This window comes from Elusimicrobium sp. (assembly GCA_015062115.1).
Classification (GTDB): domain Bacteria; phylum Elusimicrobiota; class Elusimicrobia; order Elusimicrobiales; family Elusimicrobiaceae; genus Avelusimicrobium.
Genome location: SUVG01000003.1, coordinates 141,218 through 162,469, shown reverse-complemented (window position 1 = coordinate 162,469; position 21,252 = coordinate 141,218). Strand labels below are relative to the sequence as shown.

Here is a 21,252-nt window from a genome sequence, read left to right as displayed (position 1 = left end):
AAATGAAAAGAAATAGGTCTCTGATTAGAAGAATTAATCTTCGCCAAACAAAAAAACCTATCGTAATCATTACGAATGGAGAAACTGAAGAAATATATTTTAATGGATTTAAGGATAGAGATTCTTCTTATGTGCTCCACATACGTAGGAGAAACTCAGCACCTCAAAATCTGCCCAGACAAGTCTCAAATATTCTTCAAGGGGTTCATCTGCGAGGGAGCTCTCCTGAAATATGGCTTGTGGTAGATAAAGACAATTTCCCGATTGAAAAAGCGGCAGCACTTACAAAGGCAAAAAAATATTACTTCGCTTACTCCATTCCAAGTGTTGAAATTTGGTTTCTTCTTCATTTTTGCTATACTTCAGCATCAATGACGCCGGCCCAGGCTATTAATAGACTTTCCTCTTATTTAGATCTTCCATATGAGAAAACCAAAGATTACTTTGAACTTCTGGCACCACACCAAATCACCGCAATCAATCATGCTAAAAAACTTGAACAACATCATATGAAGCAAAAAGCCAATTTATTAAAAGCAAACCCTTATACCAACATTTACATGCTTGTAGAGAAGTTAACACGGCATTAAACAACCGCTATTGTCAATATTTTGGCAATGGTAAAAAAGGGCAAACGCTAACTCATTTTCTCGTCGGAAAATTAGCAAGCAAAAATCCTATTCGCCCTTGACATGGGAAAGGTCATAGGTTCAAATCCTATACTGGGCACCATTTAAAAACACCCGAAAGGGTGTTTTTTTGTGCCCTGTAAGCACATAAACTGCTTTATGTGCGGTAGGATTTGAAAGACGGAGCGATGTTTTTGTTTGAGCCGATAATATGGTTCCTTACGGCGAAAGGCAAAAACCGCGAGTCCGGCCTGCAGGCATTTTGAGTTAGCAAAATGACCGGAAGGCAAACTCTATACTGGGCACCATTTAAAAACACCCGAAAGGGTGTTTTTTATTTTATGATAAACCCATTTGTAAACTCTTTTGCCTTTTTGCTTTAATAAAGAAACAAGGAGACTTTTATGAATACTACTTTTTTTCTTTCCGTTATTTTAGCCACTCTTGCCGGTGGAGTTCTTGCCGGATTAGCCGTTTGGTTTCTTAAACCGTCTGCCAAGCCGGAAGATTCCTTCAAACTTAAAAAATTTGAAGAACTTTCCGCCGAGAACAAAGAACTCTCTGCCAAATTACAAGAAACGCAACACTCGCTTATTGCCAGCCAGCAAGCCGTCGGGCGCGTTGCCGAATTGGAAAAAACTACCGACGAACAAAAAAAAGAAATTGTTTCTCTTCAACAAAAACTGGAGAACACCCAATCCGCCCTTCAGCAAGCCGAACAGGAAAAAGTAAAAGTAACCGAACGCAAAGATGCTTTGGAAAAAATGCAGGCCGAACATAAAGAAAATATCAGCAAACTTATGCAGGAACAAGAAAGTAAATTTGCCGCATTACAAGAAAAATCCCAAGCAGCCTTCAAGCAACTTGCCGCCGAATCCTTGAAAGAACAACGCAATGAACTCGTTACCAAAAACGCCGATATTTTCAGCCCCATTAAAGAAAAAATGGTGGAGTTTACCAAACAGTTGGGAGATTTCCGCACCGAAAGCGCCACCCGACACGGCGATTTACAAAATGTACTCAATAAAACCATTGAATTAAACGAAAATCTTTCCAAAGAAGCAGCCGACCTGGCCACGGCCCTGAAAAGCCCCAAACAACAAGGTTGCTGGGGAGAACTTATTTTGGAAAATGTCCTTGCGTCCGCAGGATTAAAAGAAGGGGAAGATTACGATAAACAAGTGTTTTTCAAAACGGAAGACAACACCCGCCAACTGCCCGATTTTGTGATTCATTTACCTAATAATCGTCATTTTGTAATTGATTCCAAAATGACCCTCAACAGTTACACCCGTTGGGCTACTGCCACCGATGAAGCAGAAAAAGAACAACACCTGAAAGATTTGGTAACAGCCATTAAAGCCAATATTGATAATCTCTCCGGTAAAAACTACAAAACTTTACTCCACAAAAACGGGTTAGATTTTGTGTTTATGTTTATTCCTAACGAACATGCTTTTTTTATGGCTTTACAAAAAGACCCGACCTTAAACACCTACGCCAAAAACAAAAGCATTGCGCTTGTTACGGCGTCGAACCTGTTTGCGGTGATGCAAATTGTAGAACAACTGTGGCGCATGGAAAAAACCAACCAAATGTTGGACGAAATCTTGAAAGTGGGGAGCGAAATGCACCACCGGGTAGATTTGTTTACTAAAAAAATGGACGATATCCGCGACAGAATTGCCAAACTCCAAGGGGCATATCAAGACGCGGAAACCACTTTAACGGGACAAAAAGGCATCATCAAATCGGCTGTTAATTTGGAAAATCTTTCCGTTAAACACGAAAAAACCTTGAAAAACCGCCTGAAAGAAGAGCCCTCCGCCCCTCTTTTAGACCAAGAAAAAAACTCCCTTTTTTAACTCCAACATTTAGGACGAAAAAAGACTTAAAAAGTTATAATAGGGATAACACTACCTTGCAAGCGAGGTTTCTATGATTCGATTTAATTGCGATTACAGCGAAGGCGCACACCCTTCCATTTTAGAAAAGTTGGCTCAAACCAATTTGGAACAAGCCCCCGGCTACGGGCAAGATATTTTTTGCCATCAAGCGGCGGAGTTAATCAAAAACCTCTGCGCGGCCCCGCAAAGCGAAGTTCACTTTTTGTGCGGAGGAACCCAAACCAATTTAACCGTTATCGCGGCGATGTTGCGCCCGTATCAATGCGTTATTTCGGCAGATTCGGGCCATATCAATGTGCATGAAACCGGGGCCATCGAAGCCACCGGGCACCGCGTGCTTACCGCGCCGGCCAAAGACGGCAAAATTACTGCCGAACAAATCGATCGCCTTTGCCAAGAACATTGGCAGGACGACAACCCCGAATTTGCCCCCCAACCGAAACTGGTGTACCTTTCTTTCCCCACGGAATACGGAACGCTCTATTCCAAAGCAGAACTTTCCGCTATTCGCCGCGTTTGCGATGCCAATAACCTTTACCTGTTTATAGACGGGGCCCGCTTAGGCTACGGTTTAGCCTCCCCACAGAACGACCTTTCTCTTGCCGATATTGCCGCCTGTTGCGATGCCTTTTATATCGGCGGCACCAAATTAGGGGCTCTTTTAGGGGAAGCGGTGGTTATTCCCAACCCGAAACTCCAAAAAGATTTCCGTTATTTTATGAAACAGAAAGGTGCAATGCTTGCCAAAGGCAGAGTGCTGGGATTACAGTTTTTAGCCCTTTTTGAAAACGGCCTGTATTTTTCTTTAGCTAAACATGCCAACGAAACGGCCCTGTTTATCCGCAAGGCCTGTTTAGATGCCGGGTGGGAACCGTTAAACGATTCCCCCACCAATCAGCAATTTTTCCTCCTGCCGAACGAAGCCCTAAAAAAATTGGAAGTGCAATACGCTTTTGCTCACTTCGGCGCGGCAGATAAAAACCGCACCATTGTCCGCATCTGCAGCAGTTGGGCTACCCGCCAAGAAGATGCCGAACAATTAGCCGCTGATATTAAACGCGCAGGCGGTAAATAATATGTTCTATATCGGGTGTCACTTATCCAGTTCCAAAGGGTTTGAAGCCATGGGGAAAACGGCTCTATCCATTGGGGCTAACACTTTTCAGTTTTTCACGCGCAACCCGCGCGGCAGCCAAGCCAAAGAAATAGACCCGCAGGACGCCGCCAATTTGTGCACGCTATTAAAAGAGCATCAGTTCGGCCCGATTGTAGCCCACGCCCCTTATACCTTAAACCCTGCTTCTGCCGACCCCAAAACAAGAGAATTTGCCCTGCAAACCATGGCAGACGATTTGAAACGCATGGAATATGTGCCCGGCAACTTATACAATTTTCACCCCGGCAGTCATGTAGGCCAAGGGATTGAAAAAGGAACAGAACTAATTATCGAACTTCTTAATGAAATTTTAACCAAAGACCAGCACACCACTGTTCTTTTGGAAACCATGGCCGGAAAAGGAAGCGAAATCGGCCGTTCGTTTGATGAGATTAAACGAATTTTAGACGGGGTAAAATTAAGTGAAAAAATGGGTGTGTGTTTGGATACTTGCCATATCCACGATGCCGGCTACTCGTTGGCAACGCTGGACGGAACCTTAAACGAATTTGATAAACAAATCGGTCTTTCGCTTCTCAAAGCCGTACACTTAAACGACAGCCTAAACCCCCGCGGGGCACATAAAGACCGCCATGCTGTCATCGGCGGAGGACAAATCGGCACGGACACCATGGCCCGCGTTATCAATCACCCTGCCTTAAGAAACTTACCTTTTTGTTTGGAAACACCAAATGAATTGGAAGGATACGCACGGGAAATAAAATTACTGCGCGAGTTGTACCGCGGCTAATCTTCCCGCTCCAGCACGAGCATCACACTATATCCGCCGACAGTCAACGCGGCCCAAGAACGCGGTAATAAAAAATGAACCGTTTTGCGGATAAACATACCCACTTGACTGCGAACATTTTTCAAAACGGGCGGGCGTTCCAAGTATTTATGCGTATAATGCTTTCCCACCACCCGTAATCCGGAATCTTGCAGTAATTTCTTCAAAGAAAACCAAGTATAGAAATGTAAATGCCCCACCATGCGCCGTTCGCGCTCCAGCAAAGAAGGGGACAGAAAAGTCCGCAAATTCTTTTCTAACGGAACATGAAGAATAATTCGCGGAGCCGATTGTTTTAAGGTTTCCAACAATTCTTGCGGATTGGGCACATGCTCCAACACATCTAAAGCCAGAGCCAAATCAAAGGTTTTTCCTTTTTCCGGAGTAGCCGAAAGGACAAACTCCACATTGTCCGGTTTTTTTTGCAGACAAAGCCCAAAGGCTTGCGGGGAAGGTTCATATCCCCAAAAAGAAACACCGGGTTCTTCTTCGGCCCATCGGCGCAGCAATTCGCCGCTGCCGCAACCGATGTCGCACACGGTTTCGATAATATCCGGCAATTGTGCGCGTTTGAGGGCGCGTTTTACATGGGTCAGTTTCCAAAATCCGTCCTGCGTGTGCCAACCGGGATTTTGGGCCAAATAAGTGCCGTCTAAATATCTGTTCTGCATAGTTGGTATTATACCTAAATTTTACCCTTGGGCCCAGGGGTCTGTTTTCCTCTTAAAAATTTCTTCCATTTTGCGCTAAATTCTGTATAATGGTTGTATATAGATTTTTAATTCTACAACCGGAGGAATAATGAAGAAACTTCTCTTGGCAGTTTTTTGTTTGCTGTCATCTGTTTCGCTTTTTGCCGCCCAAGACTTGGATTCTAACTGGCAACCTGATGCAGTAGAAGGGCAAAACCGCACCATTACAGATGATACCAACACCAACAATCCTTTAGCCATTGTAGGCGGAGGATCTTTTGAAGGGAACGCAACCGGCAACACATTAACGGTTGACGGCAAAAACATCAGCATTTCCGATGCTACGGCGGCGGAACAGGCTTACAACCCTTCCCGTGCCTCTCTTGGTGCTTATGTTGCCGGGGGTGCCGCACTTAACGCAGAAGCCAGCCAAAACACGCTGACCATTAAGGGTACCACTTTAACGGGCCGTGATGCTTACGGCGGTAGCGCTGTTTTGCGCGACCCGCAACTGCGTATGGAATACGGTTCCGCCAACAATAACACTGTTAATGTAGATGGTGTTACTGTAAAAGAATATTCTTTTACAACTTCTGGTGGAGAAAATGCTACCATCGGCGGAAACGTATATGGCGGTTATTCCGAATATTCCAAAGGCTCTGCCAACAACAACACGGTTAATATCACCAACGGTTCCGTAATCGAAGGAAATGTGTACGGCGGTATGGTGGACGACCAATTGACCCTCGAAGATTTAGCGGAAATCGAGGGGGCTTTAGATTCAAAAGCCAACAACAACACCGTGTATGTAACTGGTTCTACCGTAAACGGAACGGTTGCCGGCGCCGCCGGCTCCAGTTATGCCGACAACAACAAAGTTATCATTGAAAACTCCACTGTTAACACCGTGCTCGGCGTAGCCGATAACCACGGGGTACGAGATGCGGATACCTCCGTCGTACATGTTAACAACAACTCCGTTATCGTTAGAAACAGTACAATTAACAGTGCCGCTGCGGTAGATTCCCGATCTATCAATGCGTCCGGCAACTCTTTAACCTTGGATAATTCCACTTTTGCTACCGGAACCAACAATGCCGTTTATGCCGTTAACATGGGCATGGCCACTTCGGCTGACTCCGGCAACCCGGTGCTTGCCCTCGTAGAAAACAGCAAACTTACCTTGAACAAAATGACGGGAAACTTGCGGGAAATCGGTGGTTCTTTGAACTTGGTGGGTACCGCAAACGGAAACCAAATCAATATTCAAGACTCCACCCTCACTCTTGGAAATTCCTCCAAAGTGTTTATGTCCGGCTTGTTAAATTCTGCTGATTTATCCGCTGCTCAACTTCTTTATCTTCCCGATGATAAAGGCTTGATGTTCGGTGGGGCGTCCATGTACTATTCCTCTCAAACAGGAACAGGAGAAGAAGCCCCTGAAGCCCAAGAATTAGCCGTAGCCGGTACGAACAGCGACGGAAATAATATCCTTCTTAAAAACGGTTCTTTTGAAGGCAATATCATCGGTGGTATGTCGGCCTACATCGTGGAAGTAGATTACGAAGTTATTACTCCCAACGAAGAGGATCCTTCCAAACCTACCGTAGAAACCGTTGTTAAAACCGGCTTAACTACCAATAGTACAACCGTCAGTTGGGAAAAAGATGAAGGCGGGGTATGGCAACAAAAAACGGAAAACGGCGAACCGCAAACTGCCGAAAAAATTGATGACATTTACTCCGCTTCCAACAACACTATTGTGTTAGACAATACCAGCTTTGACGGTACCATCTATGGCGGGTATGTGTACGGTGCAGAATTAAAAGAAAAAAATATGCACACCAAAAATAACAAAGTTATCTTGCGCGGAAACGTAACCTTGACGCCGACCTCTGTTCTTTACGGGGGCAGCAACGGTTACTACGCTTCCACCAACGAACTTGTTTTTGACCGTGTGAAAAGTACTTTTAACAGCATGGATCAATTCCAAAACTTCAAAAATATTTGGACGATCAATGCCGACTTTGACACCGACTTGAACTTCGATTTTGAAGGCGTCTATGCCAAAATGAATTTGGCCCCCGGCGCCATGCAAGAAGCTTCCAAAACGGTTGTTACCACTCAAACCACCAAAGACCTTACCGACATCGAACAAGGTGCGAAAATCGTAGACTTGACCGATAACGGCATTTCCTTAAACAACAACCGCTTGGGTGTTTACACCTTCGATTTGTCCCCGACCAAAGGCACCGGAAATACGGTCGAGTGGACTTTAACCGGTAAAAAAGATAAAGCCAACATGGAAGTGTACGGTCAGTTGCCGCTCGTCGGCTTGGCCTTGGCCAGCGAAGGGGGAGAACTCCTTACGCACTCCGTGACCGATGCCTGGAAGAGCGACAACGAATTCAGCACCTTCCTCAACGGGGCTTATCACCACACCCGCTACGAAACGGGCAGCGGTTTTGACTTGGACTCCGCCCTCGTGCAAGTGGGTGCCTGGAAGAAATTTAACGAAGAATGGTTGGGTGGTTTCTTTGCCAAATACTCCAACGGTTCTTACGAAACCTACCCGATTAAAGTAACCGGTTCGGCCAATGTATTTGGCGGCGGACTCATGACTTCTTACCGCTACAGCGAAACGGGCCGCTTGGAAGCCTCTTTAGAAGCGGGCTATATGGATATGGATTTTGAATCCGCTTCCTTGATTTCTTCCTTCGACAGCAAAGGCATGTATTATGGTGCTTCTGCCGGCTTTGTGGAATCTTTGATGCAAGACTTAGACCTCTTTGCCAACATCAACTGGTTGCGCAAAGGAGAAGACGACATCACGGATAACTTGGGTCAAAAAGTTACCTTTGACACCATGCAAAGCCTCAACTTGCGCTTCGGTGCGGATTACACCCTCTCCAACATTAACTGGGGCGGTTTAATTCCCTCCTTGGGCGCGATGGGTATTTACGAATTTGACGGCGAATCTTCCGTAGAAATCGACGGAAACAAAAACAGCGATGCTTCCTTAAAAGGCATGAGCGGCCGCGGTCAAATTTCTTTGGCCTATCAAAACAACGATTCCTTCTTGCCCTTGCGCACGGTATTCACCGCTTACGGGCAACTGGGTAACCGCAGAGGATTCGGCGGAGAAGTAAACATCTCCTTCGAATTCTAATCAAAAAGTTTTAAGGGCTCTCTTTACGGGAGCCCTTACTTAAAAAATTTAATACGCAACAAAAAATTGTTGCGTATTTTTTTGAAAACTGTTATAATATATATGTAGTCATTAAGGGCCTGTAGCTCAGCTGGGAGAGCGCCTGCATGGCATGCAGGAGGTCGCAAGTTCGATCCTTGTCAGGTCCACCATTTTTTAATTATAGAACCCACCGAAAGGTGGGTTTTTTATTGCCCGGTTTTACACAAAAAACAAATGGGAACCCTTCTAAAATTTCATACAATACTTGTATGCGTTGGTATCGAGATAAAATTTTTTGGTATATTTTCGCAACCCTGGCCATATTCAAAGCATTAGCCTTTGTATTTTTGTTTTTCTTTCACCCGGCCGGAGAAAATATTTTGGCATTTCCGGACTCTGTCGGCTACGTATATCCCGCCCAAACTTGGCTGGCATATGGGCAAATGTGGGAAGCTGTTTCCGCTACCCCCATGTTGCTGCGTACGCCGGGCTATCCCTTCTTTTTAGCCCTTATCCAAACCCTCACCGGAAATATGACTTGGGCCATAGCCGCCGCGCAAAATTTGCTTTCTCTTTTTCTTTTGATTCCCGTTTATCTAACAACTCGCTTATTATCCGGCGTAAATGCCGCGCGGTGGGCAAGTGTTTTTTGTGCGGGAAGCGTACTGTATTTTTCCCTTTCGTTTGCCGTTTTGACGGAAATACTTTGCGTATTTTTACTTGCTTGGTTCGTCTTTTTGGCGGTTCGCTTTTTAACCAATCCGCGAAGTGCAGATTTATTAGGCGCTTCTTTGTTTTTGGCCGGCGCCGTTTATGTACGCCCGGCAACCTACTATTTTATGTTTTTTGCCGCGGTTCTTTTTTTAGTTTTTCGCGCCGCTAAACTGATCCGCTTTTCCTTTCTCAAAATATCCTTATTTTTTGTTTTACCGCTTTTCTTAAGCATTGGGGCCTGGCATTTTAGAAACGCCCGTGTAGCAGGCTATAAGGGCTTTACCGGTGTGGGTGCCTATAATCTCTACATATGGAACGAAGACTATATCGCTAAAAAATTTAATTTGCCCGTATTGGAAGCCCGCCATCGATTGGAACTGGCATTGCCTCCCGGTTTTTCCTCCCTCCCTCCGCGTGAACAAGTACGGCTTTATAAAGAACTGGCGAAACCGCTTATTCGGGAAAGTTTCTTCTACAAATTATCCCGTGCCCCCTGGTGGCTGACTAAAACCCTTTTGGGAGCCAACAACGCCCACCTGCAACAGTTATTCCATGCCGAAAAACCTTCCTTCTTTCTCTTTCTTGTAGCAGAAGGACAAGTTTGTCTGCTGATTCTTTTTTGCGCTATCGGTTTTTGGATTTTGTGGAAAAAGGAACGCAAAACCGCTTTCTTTCTATTCACTTATTCTCTCTATTTTTGGGCAATCGGTTCGGTTTTCTCGGGGGCATACGCACGCTTTCGCGCGCCGTTTGAATTTGTGCTTTGTATAGCCGCGGGGACAGCCCTTTCGTTCCTGTGGGATAAATACAAAAAACTCTCTTAAAAAAACCGCCCCTTCCGGAGCGGTTTTTTTATAATCCCAAAGATAAACTGTCTATCAAAAAAGAAGGGAATTTTAAGTCGGCCATTTTTTCTTGAGTGGGCTTGAAATCGTACTCGTGGCGCAGAAAACGGAAGGTTTTTTCTTCGGTATCCCAAATGCCGAAGGAAGCGCGGGAATCGTTATCGCGAGGCTTGCCGACGGCACCCGGGTTGATAATATAGCGGTTTTTTTCGTGCAGGCGCACGGTGGCATCGGTACGCTTATTTAAGTAAATAGAACAGCCTTTTTCGTTGCCTTTCATGTAGAAGGGAAGATGGATATGCCCCACAAAGCAAACCTGGCCTTGCCACAAATCGTATGTGGTGCGAAATTGGGAACAACTGGAAAAGTATTCTTTAATCGGGTCTTTCGGCGTGCCGTGCACCACCGCATAGCCGGGCTTTTGTTGGATAGAAGGAAGCCCCGTCAAAAAACGAATCGTTTTTTCGCTTAATTGGCTTTTTGTAAGGGCAAGGGCCTGTTGGGCGTCATGGTTGAAGAATCCTTCGATTTCCGGTTGAGCAAATACAGCATCATGATTGCCCATGACACAACCGATTAGAGGCAAATTCATCACTTTGCGAACGCACTTTTCGGGATCCGGGCCATAGCCGATTAAATCCCCGCAGAAAATATAAGATTGCGCCCCTTCCTGCTTTAGACGCTTCAAACAAGCCTCTAACGCTTCCAAGTTTCCGTGAACATCAGAAAAAACACCTACTTTCACTTATTCCTCCGCCAAGGCTTCAATGGCATATTTCTTTTTTACTTCTTCGGGGTTGCGGTCTTCCAAGTTGACCGACATTACTTTGGACACCCCGCTTTCTTCCATGGTAATACCGTAGAGCATACGCGCCGATTCCATCGTGCGTTTGTTGTGCGTTACCACAATAAATTGCGTGGTTTTGGAAAACTCTTTAATTAAGTTCACATAGCGTTCTACATTGGCTTCGTCCAACGCGGCATCGGCTTCGTCCATAATACAGAACGGAGACGGGTTGTGCGTAAAGAACGCAAACAACAGCGACATGGCCGTTAAAGTTTTTTCGCCACCCGACATGGAAGTAATGTTCAACAGTTTTTTACCCGGAGGTTGGGCAAAAATTTCGATGCCGGTTTCCAATAGATTGTCCGGTTGGGTAAGTACCAAATCGCACTCGCCGCCGCGGAAAAGAGTTTGATAAATGTTCTTAAAGTGCATACGCACTTGTTCGAAAGTATATTTGAAGTTTTCGCGCGTGGTTTGGTTGATTTTGTTAATGGCGGATTTCAAATCTTTTTTGGCACTTTCCAAATCCGCAATTTGAGAACGCAGGAAAGTATTGCGCTCGGTTAACGCATCGTATTCTTCCGGCGCGGTCATATTGACGGCGCCCATGTTTTCGATACGTTTACGCATCATTTTTACGCGCTCGTAATCCACCGTTTTTTCACCATAGTGCATTTGGGCTTCATCAGGAGTGATGTTCCAACTTTCAAACAAGTTGTTCACTACCGTGGTGCGTTGGCGGCGCGCGTTGGAAAGGGCGTTTTCCAAATCGTTCTTTTTAATGGTTAAATCGGAAAATTCTTTTTTGGAAGCATTTAACGAAGCGTTTTTTTCGTTAAAATCTTTCTTGAGCATTTCCAATTCTTCGCGCATTTTATGTTCGGCCAGTTCCAACTGAGCAAGCGCGTCTCGCTCGGAAGAAAGTTTGGCTTGGGTAGAAAGTTTTTCGTCAGCCAAACTCTTAAGGCGCAGGTTGGAAGAGGCTATCTGTTCGTTGCGTTTGCCTTCGTTTTCGGTAAGGCTGTTAAATTCAAACTCGGTTGATTTCAAATCTAATTCCACATTGTTCTTTTTAATGCGGATTTCGTAGAGTTTGGCACTTGCATCGTTTAACGCACTTTTTACCGTTTCGGCTTGGGCACGCAAACTTTCCTGCGATTTTTTTACTTCTTCGGCGCGGGTTTGCGCTTGCGCATGACGGGTTTTTAATTCTTCCAATTGTTGTCTTAAATTTTCTACATTTTTACGGCGATTATCTACCCGCAAAGTGATTTCCTGTTTGCGCGCAAAGGCCCGTTCCAAGGTTTGTTTGGTAGCCGCTATTTCGCGTTCTTTATTGGCATATTCGTTTTGTACGGTATTCAAAGCCAAGGCCGTTTCCTGCATTTTACTACGCATTTGTTTTAAGGCATTATCGGCTTGGGTCAAGGCTTCGTAGTTGGAAATGATTTGTTTGGAAAGGGTTTCTTCTTCCTCGGTTTTGGTTTGCATTTCCGCCCGGACGGTTTCTTCTTCCCCCCAATAGGCTTCGGGGGCGCGCACTCCTTCGGCACCGCCTCCCACGAAGAACGCTCCTTTTACAGAGCCGTCTTTGTATTCATATCCGCCGATAACGAAGTTGATTAAATCGCCCAATTCGGCCGGATAGGAAAGTTGTTCCTTCAGGGTTCCGCCTTGTTCTTTGGCGGAGGGAACTTGGGAAAGAATAATAAATTTAGCGCGAGCTTTTCCGTTTTGTTTTAACAAGGCCAAAGATTCCTGTACGGCTTTTTCATTTTCACACAAAACGGCATCTAAGTATTTACCGAAAGCCTCTTCTACCGCCACACCCAAAGACGCGGGATATTTAAGGGCCTTTCTCAACGTGCCTTTGATACCGGGAATACTGCTTTTTAATACGGCTTGCGCGCCTACCCAATAAGGGTCGTTTTTCCCTTGGGTTTGAATCATTTCCAACTTGGCTTGCAAGGCGGCACGGGCCGATTTAACGGTAGAGAGTTTTTCGTTCAACGAAGAACGCTCTTGCTGTAAATTTTTAAGGGTTTCTTCCCCCCCGGAAATTTCGCGGCGGGCATTTTCCACCGCCGACTTGGCGCCTTCCACGCGGGAAGCAATTTCTTTTAGGGCTTGCTCTAAACCGACCAATCCTTCTTGTTGTGCTTGGCTCGTTTTTTCGGCAACAATTAAATCTTCGTTTTCACGGGCGACGGAAGATTCTTCCAACGAAATACGGTTGGACACTTCCATCTGTTTTTGCACCAAACTCATCAGTTCGCCCGAAGCGCGTTGAAGTTCGCTTTCGGCATTTCTTAAATCGGTTTCCAATTTTTGTGCACTGGCCGTTTGCGCGTTGTAATTTTCCTGCAACGGGGTAAGTTCAGCCGATACGGCAGCCAGTTGTTCTTTTAAGCGGGCGATGGCGGGGGCCAATTCCTGCAAGCGGTTTTGCCCGCGTTGAGATTCCGCACCCGAAGCCGCCACTTGGGCCGTTAATTCCGCGCTTAAGTTATCGCAGTTTTTAATGGCACCTTCCAATAAACCTACCTGATATTTGCTGGCAGAAATTTTTTCGTTAAATTCGGCCGCTTCTTTTTGTTTATGCGTTAAATTTAAGTCCAAAGCCGCACACGCGCCTTCCTGCGCGGAAATGCGGTTTTCTAAATCTTGTTGCCGGCGGACAATCGGTTCCAATTCGCCCGTATGTTTGGCGATAAGCCCGTCAGCCTCTTTAATAGAACACACGGAAATGGCGATTTCGCTTTCCTTTAATTCTTCGCGATATTTTTGATATAAGCGTGCTTTTTTGGCTTCGCTGTCCAACTTTTTAATTTGTTCGCCGATAAGGGCCACCGTGTCGGCAAGGCGTGCCAAGTCCAAATCTACGCGTTCCAAACGCTTGATACATTCTTCCCGTTTAGACTTATATTTGGATACGCCGGCCACTTCTTCAAACATTTCACGGCGTTGTTCGGCCGAGGCGGAAAGTACGCTTTCCACCCCCCCCTGGTCGATAATAGCATATCCTTCTCCGCCGATACCGGTATCCAAAAATAAATCGCGGATATCGCGCAAGCGGCATTGAACTTTATTCAAATAATACTCGCTTTCTCCGGAGCGGAAAATTTTACGGGTAACGGTAATTTCATTAAAATCTAAGGGGAGTTGGCGGGAGGAGTTATCAAACACCATGCTCACTTGCGCCATATTTAAGGGGGCTCTTTTTGCGGTACCGTTAAAAATAATATCTACCATGGAAGAAGAACGAAGGGACTTCCAACTCATTTCCCCGATTGCCCAACGCACGGAGTCAATCACGTTTGATTTTCCGCAACCGTTCGGGCCCACCACACAGGTGATGCCGGGTTCAAAGTCCAGGCGGGATTTATCCGCAAAAGATTTAAAACCAGTAATTTCAATCGCTTTTAGATACATAATGTCCCCTTGGGTAGATATACTTTGATTATACCATTTCCCTATACAATATATATAGAGAAAGGTGTTTTTTGAGACCCTTACGCGTACGGGCAAAAAACAACCCGAGGAAGGCCCGACGAAAAAACCGCTTGCAAAGTGTGGAATTTTTTATTAGACTTTTGGGGTAAGACGTTTTCCTTAAAAGGAGGATTATCCAAATGGCAGAAAAAGTACTTAAAGTTGGTATGGACCGCGAAGACGGCTTCCTCTACTACATTGACAAAGACGGCGACATCGCTCGCGTGCAAATGGCCAGAGGCGGCAAAAAAGGCGGCAAACCGAAAAAAGTTGAAAAATGCGGCATTAAAAAAGAAAAAGGATATCTCTATTTCTTGGACAAGAAAGGTGATATCTCCAGAGCCAAAATGGTTAACGCCAAATAATCAACAAAATTTAACACCCCGCATTTTTGCGGGGTGTTTGTTTTTTTCTAAACGCAAAATTTTTGCGCAGGGTTTAACCTGACGCACAAGAGGCGCAACTCGCATTGTACAACATCACGCTATGCCTCCGCGTTTTGCGCCTCCTGTTTTTCTAACTGCTATCTTCCTCATTATTTTAATCGACAAAAAAGGGGCCGGCCAAGCCAACCCCTTCCCCAAAAAGATTTAACCTTTCACACTTTTTAGACGATAAAAGTTTTCCCTTTATAATCTTCCTTCAAAAAAGGAAATGCTTGCACAAGCGCAGTAAGGTTTACATCAAAATTGCGCTGAGCAGCCGCTTTTTTTACCGCGTTTACCAGTTCTTCGTTTTGCGTAGCACCCGGTTGCCATGCATACACTGATTTTGTCACGCGTGGGACCGGCCAAACATTTTTCTATAGTGGCTAAAGTCATCAGGCCTCCCGATGAAAACACAAAGTAAGATATCAGCACCTTCCCGGGCAAAATGGTTTTATCGGAAAAGAAAAACCCGAAAAGGGGGAGTTTTTATTTTTTAATAAGTGGAAATTTGCGAATTAGCGGAAAAGGCAAGCCCCTTCATAGCGAAAATTTTGATAAAACTTTCGCTTCAAAAAGAAAAAGGGATGTTTAACCCAATACTTAAAAATTCTTTTGCATAAGGCAGGTGTGGAAATTTTTTGGAAACAATCTTTCCACGGCGTTTTTGCCATAAAAATTTGATATTCCAAAGTAGTTTTATGTTTACCGCAATAACGCACCCATGGTTTAGCAGGGCTGGCATAATGCACCACGGAACAGGTGTTAAGCAGGTTGCGGTACTTTTTTATTTCCGGATATTTGTTCCAAGCATAAGTTAGCCAATACATTTGTCCGTTCCATTTGCAAGAAAGAATTTTGATTTGCTTACGAAAAACAAAGTTGATGGCATCTTGGTCCTCAAACTGTAAAGGAGCAGGAGGATTCTGCAAATAAGCAAGCAGTTGCTGTTCTGCGTTTTCTTTGCGCCAACGCGCCAAATCCACAAGCAGCACCCCCGAGTTGATGTAGGAATACTCATGCCACGGCCAAGAATGTTTGTTTTGGCGGGCGAGATTCATTACACCGAAATCTTCCACCCCGCCCAACAGATTATTTCCCAAATCAACCGAAAACAAATTGTAAAGAGATTTACGCACAAAAACATCACAATCTAAATAAATCAAGCGGGATATATTCGTTGGCAGTAAACTCCCCATAAATAAACGGGCATAAGCCGTGTGGCTTAAATGCGTATTGACTACGGGAAAGCGGGATAGAGTGGCCCTGTCTATAGGATAATAAGAAACACTGAAATTACTGTAATAATTTTGCAGAGAAGACAACTTCTGTTTGTTCTCGGCACCGATGCCGTCATCTAAAATATGAAAACGGCAAAATTCATCTGCTTTTTTGAAAGATAACACCGAAGCCAATGCAACACCCATGTATGGGGCATAGTTATCGTCTGCAGCAAAACAAATATCCAACACTTTCATCTCAGGCTCCTTTTCTTTTGGTTTGTGCACACAAAACCAACCGCGCGTTTTCCCGAAAAACGCCGTCACCAGCAAAAGAAGCAAAACGAGGAAGCAAAAAACGAGGTAAGAGGCTTCTTATACAACCGTGAAGAATTTTACATGCTTTACAGGTTAAAAGACCTTTTCTCCCAGAGAAAAACCTAACCTAACTATATGATAACAAAATTTTAGAATTAGTCTTTTTCTTTGGGCTTGATTTTCCGTAAAAAGCGCCTAGACTAACAGTATTCGACGGTCTTGGAGGCATTATCAAATAATTCTTTCTCTTTTTCCTGCCTGTTTCCGCCCTAAACTTTACGGCGGCTTTTTTCTCCCCCTTGCGCGCGTTCGCGCGAACGATTGACAGACGGCATTTTTAATGGTTTAATAACTCTACGGGGGACTCTCTCGCAACCACTAAACGGAGGAATTTATGGATATTAAAATTACGGCTAAAAACATCAAATTAACGCCGGCTATCAAAGAATATATCAATACCCGCGTAAGCAAAGTGGAAAACTTTTTCGATAACATTGTTTCCGCCCAAGTGCTTATTTCGGTAGAAAAGAAAATCAACCAAAAAGCGGAAATCATTTTGCACACCGGTGCCAAAACCACCATCAGCGCCAGCGCCGTGGAAAGCAACCTTTACAAAGCCATTGACGCCGCTGCCGTAAAAGCCGAAGCGCAAGCCAAGAAAATTAAAAATAAAGCCAAAGCCCGCAAAGTAAGCAAAAAATCCGTAAAAGAAGCGGACTTGAGCACTTTTGCCGAACATATTATGATTCAGCAAAACGATGTTAAATTCTCCGTCATCAAACAAGTGGAAGTATCTCCCATGAATCCGGAAGATGCCGCTTACGAAATGGAACGCCTGGGTTATTCCTTCTGGATGTTCTTAGACGAAGATTCCAAGCAAATCAACTTGATTTTCAAACGCTTGGACGGCACCTACGGCCTGATTAAACCCATCAAAAAGAAATAATGACACAAGACGGGGCTGAAATGGAATTTACCAAATCCATTACGGTAGCAGAACTACTCCAGGTTAAGAGGCTTAACCTGGAGTTAGTCTGCGGAAAAAGATATATCCACCGCGAGATTACGCTGGGCAGTGTCAACCGCCCCGGCCTGGCGCTCGGCGGGCATTTGGATAATTTTCGTGCTAATTCGGTGCAGGTTTTCGGCCGGGGAGAACATGCCTTCTGCCAAAAAGAAAACAAAGCGCGCTTGCGGGCCAATGTTTCCAAAATGTTAAGCGAAGGAAATGTGCCCTGTGTTATTATGACCGCCGATTTAGACCCGCTACCCGCGATCAGAAAAGCCTGTTTGGGGGCTGATGTGCCGGTGCTGAAAACGGCTATGGAATCGGCCGCTTTCGTGGCGGAATTTTCCCGATTTTTAGACGAAAAACTGGCGCCCGTTACCCATGTGCACGGGGTAATGGTAGATGTAAGCGGAATCGGGGTGCTGATTCGCGGAGAGTCCGGCATCGGCAAAAGCGAATGTGCACTGGAACTTATCAAACGCGGCCATATTTTGGTGGCCGACGATGTGGTGGAAATTCAAAAAAGCCGTGGCCGTTTTTTGGTCGGCTCCTGCCCTACCATGTTAAGACATTACATGGAAGTAAGAGGTTTAGGTATTTTGGACGTACCGCTTCTGTTTGGCGTAGGCTCTACGCTTGACGAAGCCAAAATAGATATGGAAGTAGTACTTACCTCTCCGTCCAAACAACCCTTAGACCGCTTGGGAGTAGAGCAAAAAACGACTAACATTTTAGGGGTAGAAATTCCTTCGCTGGGGTTGCCCGTTACCCCCGGGCGCAACTTGGCAGTACTTATTGAAGTGGCTTCCCTGAACCAACAGTTAAAAAGCCAAGGTATTTTTTCCGCCAAGGAATTCAGCCAAAAGATTTTGGATAAAATGAAAAAAGGAACCGGGGATAAAAATGGAAAACAATAAAAGAAGAGTTTTTATTATCACCGGTATGAGCGGGGCAGGAAAATCCCAAGCACTTAAAATGTTCGGCGACTTGGGTTTTAACTGTGTGGATAATTTGCCCTTGGCTCTTTTCGGCAATTTTATCGATTATGTAAAAACCACCGACACCATGCAAAATGTTGCACTGGGCGTAGATGTGCGCGAAGGCGACAGATTGCGCGAAGTGCCCAAGTTGTTAGATGCTTTGGTGAAGGACGATTTTACGGTAAAAGTAGTATTTTTGGACGCCTCCGAAGAGTGCCTGATTCGCCGCTTTTCCGAAACCAAACATCGTCACCCGATTCAAAAGAAATTAGCGGCCGCTATCGCGCACGAGCGGGAATTGTTGATTCCCATTAAATCAATTGCCGATAAAGTAATTGATACTTCTTCTCTTAAATTGGGAGAACTAAAAGAAAAATTATCCGGTTTGTTAGGTATTGCGCGCGCCGGAGATATGCAGATTTCCGTAATGTCTTTCGGGTTCAAGCACGGGATTCCCAAAGATTGCGACATCGTAATGGATGTCCGCTTTTTGCCCAACCCGTATTACATTGCAGAATTAAAAGAAAAAACAGGGCTGGAAAAAGAAGTGCAAGATTACATCATGTCCTTCAAGCAATCGCATGAATTTGCCGGAAAATTCGCCGATTTCATCAAATACCTGATTCCTCAATACATCAAAGAAGGGAAAAGTTATTTGACGATTGCCATGGGTTGCACGGGCGGGCATCACCGCAGTGTGTTTATGGCCCATGCACTGGCGGAATACTTAAATAAACAGGGGTTAAGCGCCTCGGAATTTCACAGGGATATAGGAATTTAATTATGGTAAAAATTATTTTGGTTACGCATGGAAATTTAGCCCAACAAATGTTGGAAACGGCCGGACAAATCATCGGCAAGCCTTCCGAAGAAGGATTTGCCACTTTTACCGTAACGGCGGCTTCTTCTGTCGAAAAAGAAGCGGCGCGCTTAAAAGAAACATTAGTTGCCTGTGAAGACGGCGCCCTTATTTTAACGGATATCTTCGGCGGAAGCGCCACCAATATTTCGCTTACGGCCAGCAAAGATTTTTCCAACTGCCATGTTATCACGGGGTTGAATTTAAGCATGCTCTTAACGGCTATTAACAGCCGCAAAAAACTTTCGGCCAAGGAACTGGCGGAAAAAATCGAAGCAGACGGCAAACGCGCCGTTATCAATGCAACGGAACTTTTAATCAAAGGATTTTAATGCCTATTATTTTCGCGCGGGTAGACGACCGCTTAATCCACGGCCAAATCGTACAGGCTTGGCTACCGGAATTAACCGTTGACGAAGTGCTGATTCCTTGCCACAAGGGGAAGGAAACGTGCTTGAATCGCGGTCTTTTGCGCTTAAGCCTTCCGTACGAATATGATTTGTCTATCTTAGATTTTGTATCCGCCGCGCGCTACATTGCCTCTTCCAAAAAAAGAATTTTCCTTTTAATGGCCGATTTGCAGGAAGCCAAAGAAATGATTGCAAACGGTTTGCAAATCAAATCACTTAACATCGGCGGAATGCACTTTAAGGAAGGGGCCCAAAAATTGGCAGACAATGTGTTCTTGGACGACGAAGACAAACGCCTGCTAAAAATTATCCGCGATTTAGGCATTGCAGTTGAAACACGCGCCGTGCCAAATTCCACTTCCATTTCTATCAGCGAGGCCCTTTTATGACCCCGGAAATTTTTACCCTGGTTGCCGTGGCCGCTTTACTGGAATTGGATACCACTTACGCTTTCCAGTTAACCTTCTCGCGCGGTATTATTGCAGGCCCGCTTTTGGGGCTCTTGACCGGAGACTTGCTGGCCGGGCTTCAGGTAGGAATTTTTACGGAACTTATTTTTTCCGATGTGAACCCCTTGGGCGGGATTTTGCCTCCCAGCGCGGTGGTGTGTTGTGCGGTTACCCTGGCTCTAAAAGCCATGGGGGTGGAACTTTATTTTGCGTTTTTCTTCGGGGTGCTGATGGCCATTTTATTTTCCGTCGCCGAAAAATTTATGCGCAAAAAACGTTTTAAGTGGCTTGTGTATTGGGAACAGCAAATCTTGCAAAATCCAAACGCTATCAATCGTACGGTGGGTTTTTCACTCGGTTCGTCGTTTTTAATCAACTTTATTTTGATTTTTCTTTTTGTGCTTGTCTGCGGAAAGTTTATGGTATTTTTAATGCCGCTTATTCCGCTTAAAGCACATTTCGCCTGTAGGTTTGCCTACATGGCTGTACCTTGGATCGGACTGGCCACCTTGGTACCCACTTTTGGACTGAAATTCAAATAACGGCTTATGAAATTTACGCTACAGTTAAATATGTTTCTCCGCTCCTTCTTTTTACAGACCGGGTGGAACTACATGAAATACCAAAACATCGGCTTGGTATTTGTTATGTTGCCGTTTTTGAAACAACTTTATAAAGACGACCGGGAAGCACTCCCCTCCGTTTTGAACCGCTATTTGGAAAATTTCAACACGCAACCGGTAATGGCTTCCTTCTGCTTTGGTGCGCTTGCCCAGCAGGAAACGGAAGTGGCACACGCCAAATCTCTTACCGATTTTAAGGAAAAAGTAACCTCGTGGGCCGGCATCAAACGCGGTCTTTCCATTACTACGGCCTCTATCGGGGACAGGCTTTTTTGGGGAACCTTAAAACCGCTGACGCTGTTACTGGCTTTATTTATTTTACTGGCCTGCGGAATTAACTTTTTTGAAATTGACGATTTATCCGCCCCTTCCCCCTGGTGCGTACTGATTGCCGGCCTCGCGGCTTTTTTATCGTTCAACACAATTGCTCTTTTTGTTAAATGGCGCGGGCTTTCGCTCAGTTTCCGCTCGGACGAGAGCACCTGCTACGGGCTGACTTGCTTTGACTGGAACAAAACCATTTATTATGCCAAGCGCACGGGCTTGGTGCTTGCAAGCGGTATGCTTTTATTGGGAGCCTATCACTATGTAAAAGATTTTTCGTCTTTAATAGATGTTCACTTCTTTACCCGTGCTACGATTGTATTATTCTTTGTCGTTATCAGTTTTATTACGCGCAAACTACGCTTGCCGAACATGTACTTGTATTTGGCGGCAGTGGTAGTATTTAACATTGTGTGTTATTTATAAACAGGAG

The 21,252-nt window shown here is 45.0% G+C and carries 18 protein-coding genes and 1 tRNA gene; 15 read left to right on the top strand and 4 right to left on the bottom strand.

The genetic code is table 11. From position 1 onward, the window contains the following. Positions 1-2: 2 nt before the first annotated feature. From E7027_03235 to E7027_03220, 4 genes are all read left to right on the top strand, one after another. A complete protein-coding gene (locus E7027_03235; protein ID MBE6421134.1) occupies positions 3-590 on the top strand; it encodes an RloB domain-containing protein in 588 nt (195 codons plus the stop codon). A gap of 443 nt (positions 591-1,033) precedes the next feature. Next, positions 1,034-2,494, top strand: a complete 1,461-nt coding sequence (gene rmuC / locus E7027_03230; GenBank protein ID MBE6421133.1) for a DNA recombination protein RmuC — start codon at positions 1,034-1,036, stop codon at positions 2,492-2,494. Between the two features lie 73 nt (positions 2,495-2,567). Beyond that, the gene (locus tag E7027_03225; GenBank protein ID MBE6421132.1) at positions 2,568-3,611 is read left to right on the top strand and encodes an aminotransferase class I/II-fold pyridoxal phosphate-dependent enzyme; all 1,044 of its coding nucleotides are present in this window, start codon (positions 2,568-2,570) and stop codon (positions 3,609-3,611) included. 1 nt (position 3,612) lies between these two features. Continuing rightward, entirely contained in the window at positions 3,613-4,443 is an 831-nt protein-coding gene (locus E7027_03220; GenBank protein ID MBE6421131.1) for a deoxyribonuclease IV, read from the top strand. Here the strand turns inward: E7027_03220 and E7027_03215 are convergent. Continuing rightward, on the bottom strand, positions 4,440-5,153 hold the full coding sequence (locus tag E7027_03215) for a class I SAM-dependent methyltransferase (protein ID MBE6421130.1): 714 nt from the start codon (positions 5,151-5,153) through the stop codon (positions 4,440-4,442). The genes E7027_03220 and E7027_03215 overlap by 4 nt on opposite strands. Before the next feature lie 130 nt (positions 5,154-5,283). On the opposite strand from E7027_03215, the gene E7027_03210 reads away from it, so the two are divergent. From E7027_03210 to E7027_03200, 3 genes are all read left to right on the top strand, one after another. Further along, on the top strand, positions 5,284-8,343 hold the full coding sequence (locus E7027_03210) for an autotransporter outer membrane beta-barrel domain-containing protein (GenBank protein ID MBE6421129.1): 3,060 nt from the start codon (positions 5,284-5,286) through the stop codon (positions 8,341-8,343). Positions 8,344-8,458: 115 nt separating this feature from the next. Beyond that, positions 8,459-8,534 (top strand) — tRNA-Ala (locus tag E7027_03205). After that, the gene (locus E7027_03200) at positions 8,490-9,902 is read left to right on the top strand and encodes a glycosyltransferase family 39 protein (GenBank protein ID MBE6421128.1); all 1,413 of its coding nucleotides are present in this window, start codon (positions 8,490-8,492) and stop codon (positions 9,900-9,902) included. The genes E7027_03205 and E7027_03200 overlap by 45 nt, the downstream gene beginning before the upstream one ends. A gap of 28 nt (positions 9,903-9,930) precedes the next feature. On the opposite strand, the gene E7027_03195 is transcribed toward E7027_03200, so the two are convergent. Together E7027_03195 and smc are read right to left on the bottom strand one after the other, a co-directional pair. Continuing rightward, entirely contained in the window at positions 9,931-10,668 is a 738-nt protein-coding gene (locus E7027_03195) for a metallophosphoesterase family protein (GenBank protein ID MBE6421127.1), read from the bottom strand. Next, complete coding sequence (gene smc, locus E7027_03190; protein ID MBE6421126.1) at positions 10,669-14,142, bottom strand: chromosome segregation protein SMC; 3,474 nt, start codon at positions 14,140-14,142, stop codon at positions 10,669-10,671. 200 nt (positions 14,143-14,342) lie between these two features. Between smc and E7027_03185 the strand changes: the two genes are divergently transcribed. Next, the gene (locus E7027_03185; GenBank protein MBE6421125.1) at positions 14,343-14,567 is read left to right on the top strand and encodes a hypothetical protein; all 225 of its coding nucleotides are present in this window, start codon (positions 14,343-14,345) and stop codon (positions 14,565-14,567) included. A gap of 578 nt (positions 14,568-15,145) precedes the next feature. On the opposite strand, the gene E7027_03180 is transcribed toward E7027_03185, so the two are convergent. Beyond that, complete coding sequence (locus E7027_03180; GenBank protein MBE6421124.1) at positions 15,146-16,105, bottom strand: glycosyltransferase family 8 protein; 960 nt, start codon at positions 16,103-16,105, stop codon at positions 15,146-15,148. Positions 16,106-16,559: 454 nt separating this feature from the next. On the opposite strand from E7027_03180, the gene raiA reads away from it, so the two are divergent. From raiA to E7027_03145, 7 genes are read left to right on the top strand one after another with little or no spacing between them, the layout of a single operon-like run. Then, entirely contained in the window at positions 16,560-17,111 is a 552-nt protein-coding gene (gene raiA, locus E7027_03175) for a ribosome-associated translation inhibitor RaiA (protein MBE6421123.1), read from the top strand. Beyond that, positions 17,111-18,091, top strand: coding sequence for an HPr(Ser) kinase/phosphatase (gene hprK / locus E7027_03170; protein ID MBE6421122.1), 981 nt, complete (start codon positions 17,111-17,113; stop codon positions 18,089-18,091). Before raiA ends, hprK begins: the two co-directional genes overlap by 1 nt. Beyond that, positions 18,078-18,935 (top strand): RNase adapter RapZ, encoded by an 858-nt coding sequence (gene rapZ / locus E7027_03165; protein MBE6421121.1) that lies wholly within the window; start codon positions 18,078-18,080, stop codon positions 18,933-18,935. Before hprK ends, rapZ begins: the two co-directional genes overlap by 14 nt. Positions 18,936-18,937: 2 nt before the next feature. Further along, positions 18,938-19,345: a hypothetical protein gene (locus E7027_03160; GenBank protein ID MBE6421120.1), complete on the top strand. Its 408-nt coding sequence runs from the start codon at positions 18,938-18,940 to the stop codon at positions 19,343-19,345. Continuing rightward, a complete protein-coding gene (locus E7027_03155; GenBank protein MBE6421119.1) occupies positions 19,345-19,812 on the top strand; it encodes a PTS sugar transporter subunit IIB in 468 nt (155 codons plus the stop codon). Before E7027_03160 ends, E7027_03155 begins: the two co-directional genes overlap by 1 nt. Continuing rightward, positions 19,809-20,414, top strand: a complete 606-nt coding sequence (locus tag E7027_03150; GenBank protein MBE6421118.1) for a hypothetical protein — start codon at positions 19,809-19,811, stop codon at positions 20,412-20,414. Before E7027_03155 ends, E7027_03150 begins: the two co-directional genes overlap by 4 nt. A gap of 6 nt (positions 20,415-20,420) precedes the next feature. Further along, positions 20,421-21,245 carry a hypothetical protein gene (locus E7027_03145; GenBank protein ID MBE6421117.1) on the top strand — a complete coding sequence of 275 codons (825 nt, stop codon included), beginning with the start codon at positions 20,421-20,423 and terminating at the stop codon, positions 21,243-21,245. Positions 21,246-21,252 lie beyond the last annotated feature (7 nt).

Bases quoted from the DNA above. Each gene is read 5' to 3' on its own strand.
- E7027_03235 (MBE6421134.1), top strand. From the start codon at position 3: ATGAAAAGAAATAGGTCTCTGATTAGAAGAATTAATCTTCGCCAAACA.
- rmuC (MBE6421133.1), top strand. From the start codon at position 1,034: ATGAATACTACTTTTTTTCTTTCCGTTATTTTAGCCACTCTTGCCGGT.
- E7027_03225 (MBE6421132.1), top strand. From the start codon at position 2,568: ATGATTCGATTTAATTGCGATTACAGCGAAGGCGCACACCCTTCCATT.
- E7027_03220 (MBE6421131.1), top strand. From the start codon at position 3,613: ATGTTCTATATCGGGTGTCACTTATCCAGTTCCAAAGGGTTTGAAGCC.
- E7027_03215 (MBE6421130.1), bottom strand. From the start codon at position 5,153: ATGCAGAACAGATATTTAGACGGCACTTATTTGGCCCAAAATCCCGGT.
- E7027_03210 (MBE6421129.1), top strand. From the start codon at position 5,284: ATGAAGAAACTTCTCTTGGCAGTTTTTTGTTTGCTGTCATCTGTTTCG.
- E7027_03200 (MBE6421128.1), top strand. From the start codon at position 8,490: ATGGCATGCAGGAGGTCGCAAGTTCGATCCTTGTCAGGTCCACCATTT.
- smc (MBE6421126.1), bottom strand. From the start codon at position 14,142: ATGTATCTAAAAGCGATTGAAATTACTGGTTTTAAATCTTTTGCGGAT.
- E7027_03185 (MBE6421125.1), top strand. From the start codon at position 14,343: ATGGCAGAAAAAGTACTTAAAGTTGGTATGGACCGCGAAGACGGCTTC.
- E7027_03180 (MBE6421124.1), bottom strand. From the start codon at position 16,105: ATGAAAGTGTTGGATATTTGTTTTGCTGCAGACGATAACTATGCCCCA.
- raiA (MBE6421123.1), top strand. From the start codon at position 16,560: ATGGATATTAAAATTACGGCTAAAAACATCAAATTAACGCCGGCTATC.
- hprK (MBE6421122.1), top strand. From the start codon at position 17,111: ATGACACAAGACGGGGCTGAAATGGAATTTACCAAATCCATTACGGTA.
- rapZ (MBE6421121.1), top strand. From the start codon at position 18,078: ATGGAAAACAATAAAAGAAGAGTTTTTATTATCACCGGTATGAGCGGG.
- E7027_03160 (MBE6421120.1), top strand. From the start codon at position 18,938: ATGGTAAAAATTATTTTGGTTACGCATGGAAATTTAGCCCAACAAATG.
- E7027_03155 (MBE6421119.1), top strand. From the start codon at position 19,345: ATGCCTATTATTTTCGCGCGGGTAGACGACCGCTTAATCCACGGCCAA.
- E7027_03150 (MBE6421118.1), top strand. From the start codon at position 19,809: ATGACCCCGGAAATTTTTACCCTGGTTGCCGTGGCCGCTTTACTGGAA.
- E7027_03145 (MBE6421117.1), top strand. From the start codon at position 20,421: ATGAAATTTACGCTACAGTTAAATATGTTTCTCCGCTCCTTCTTTTTA.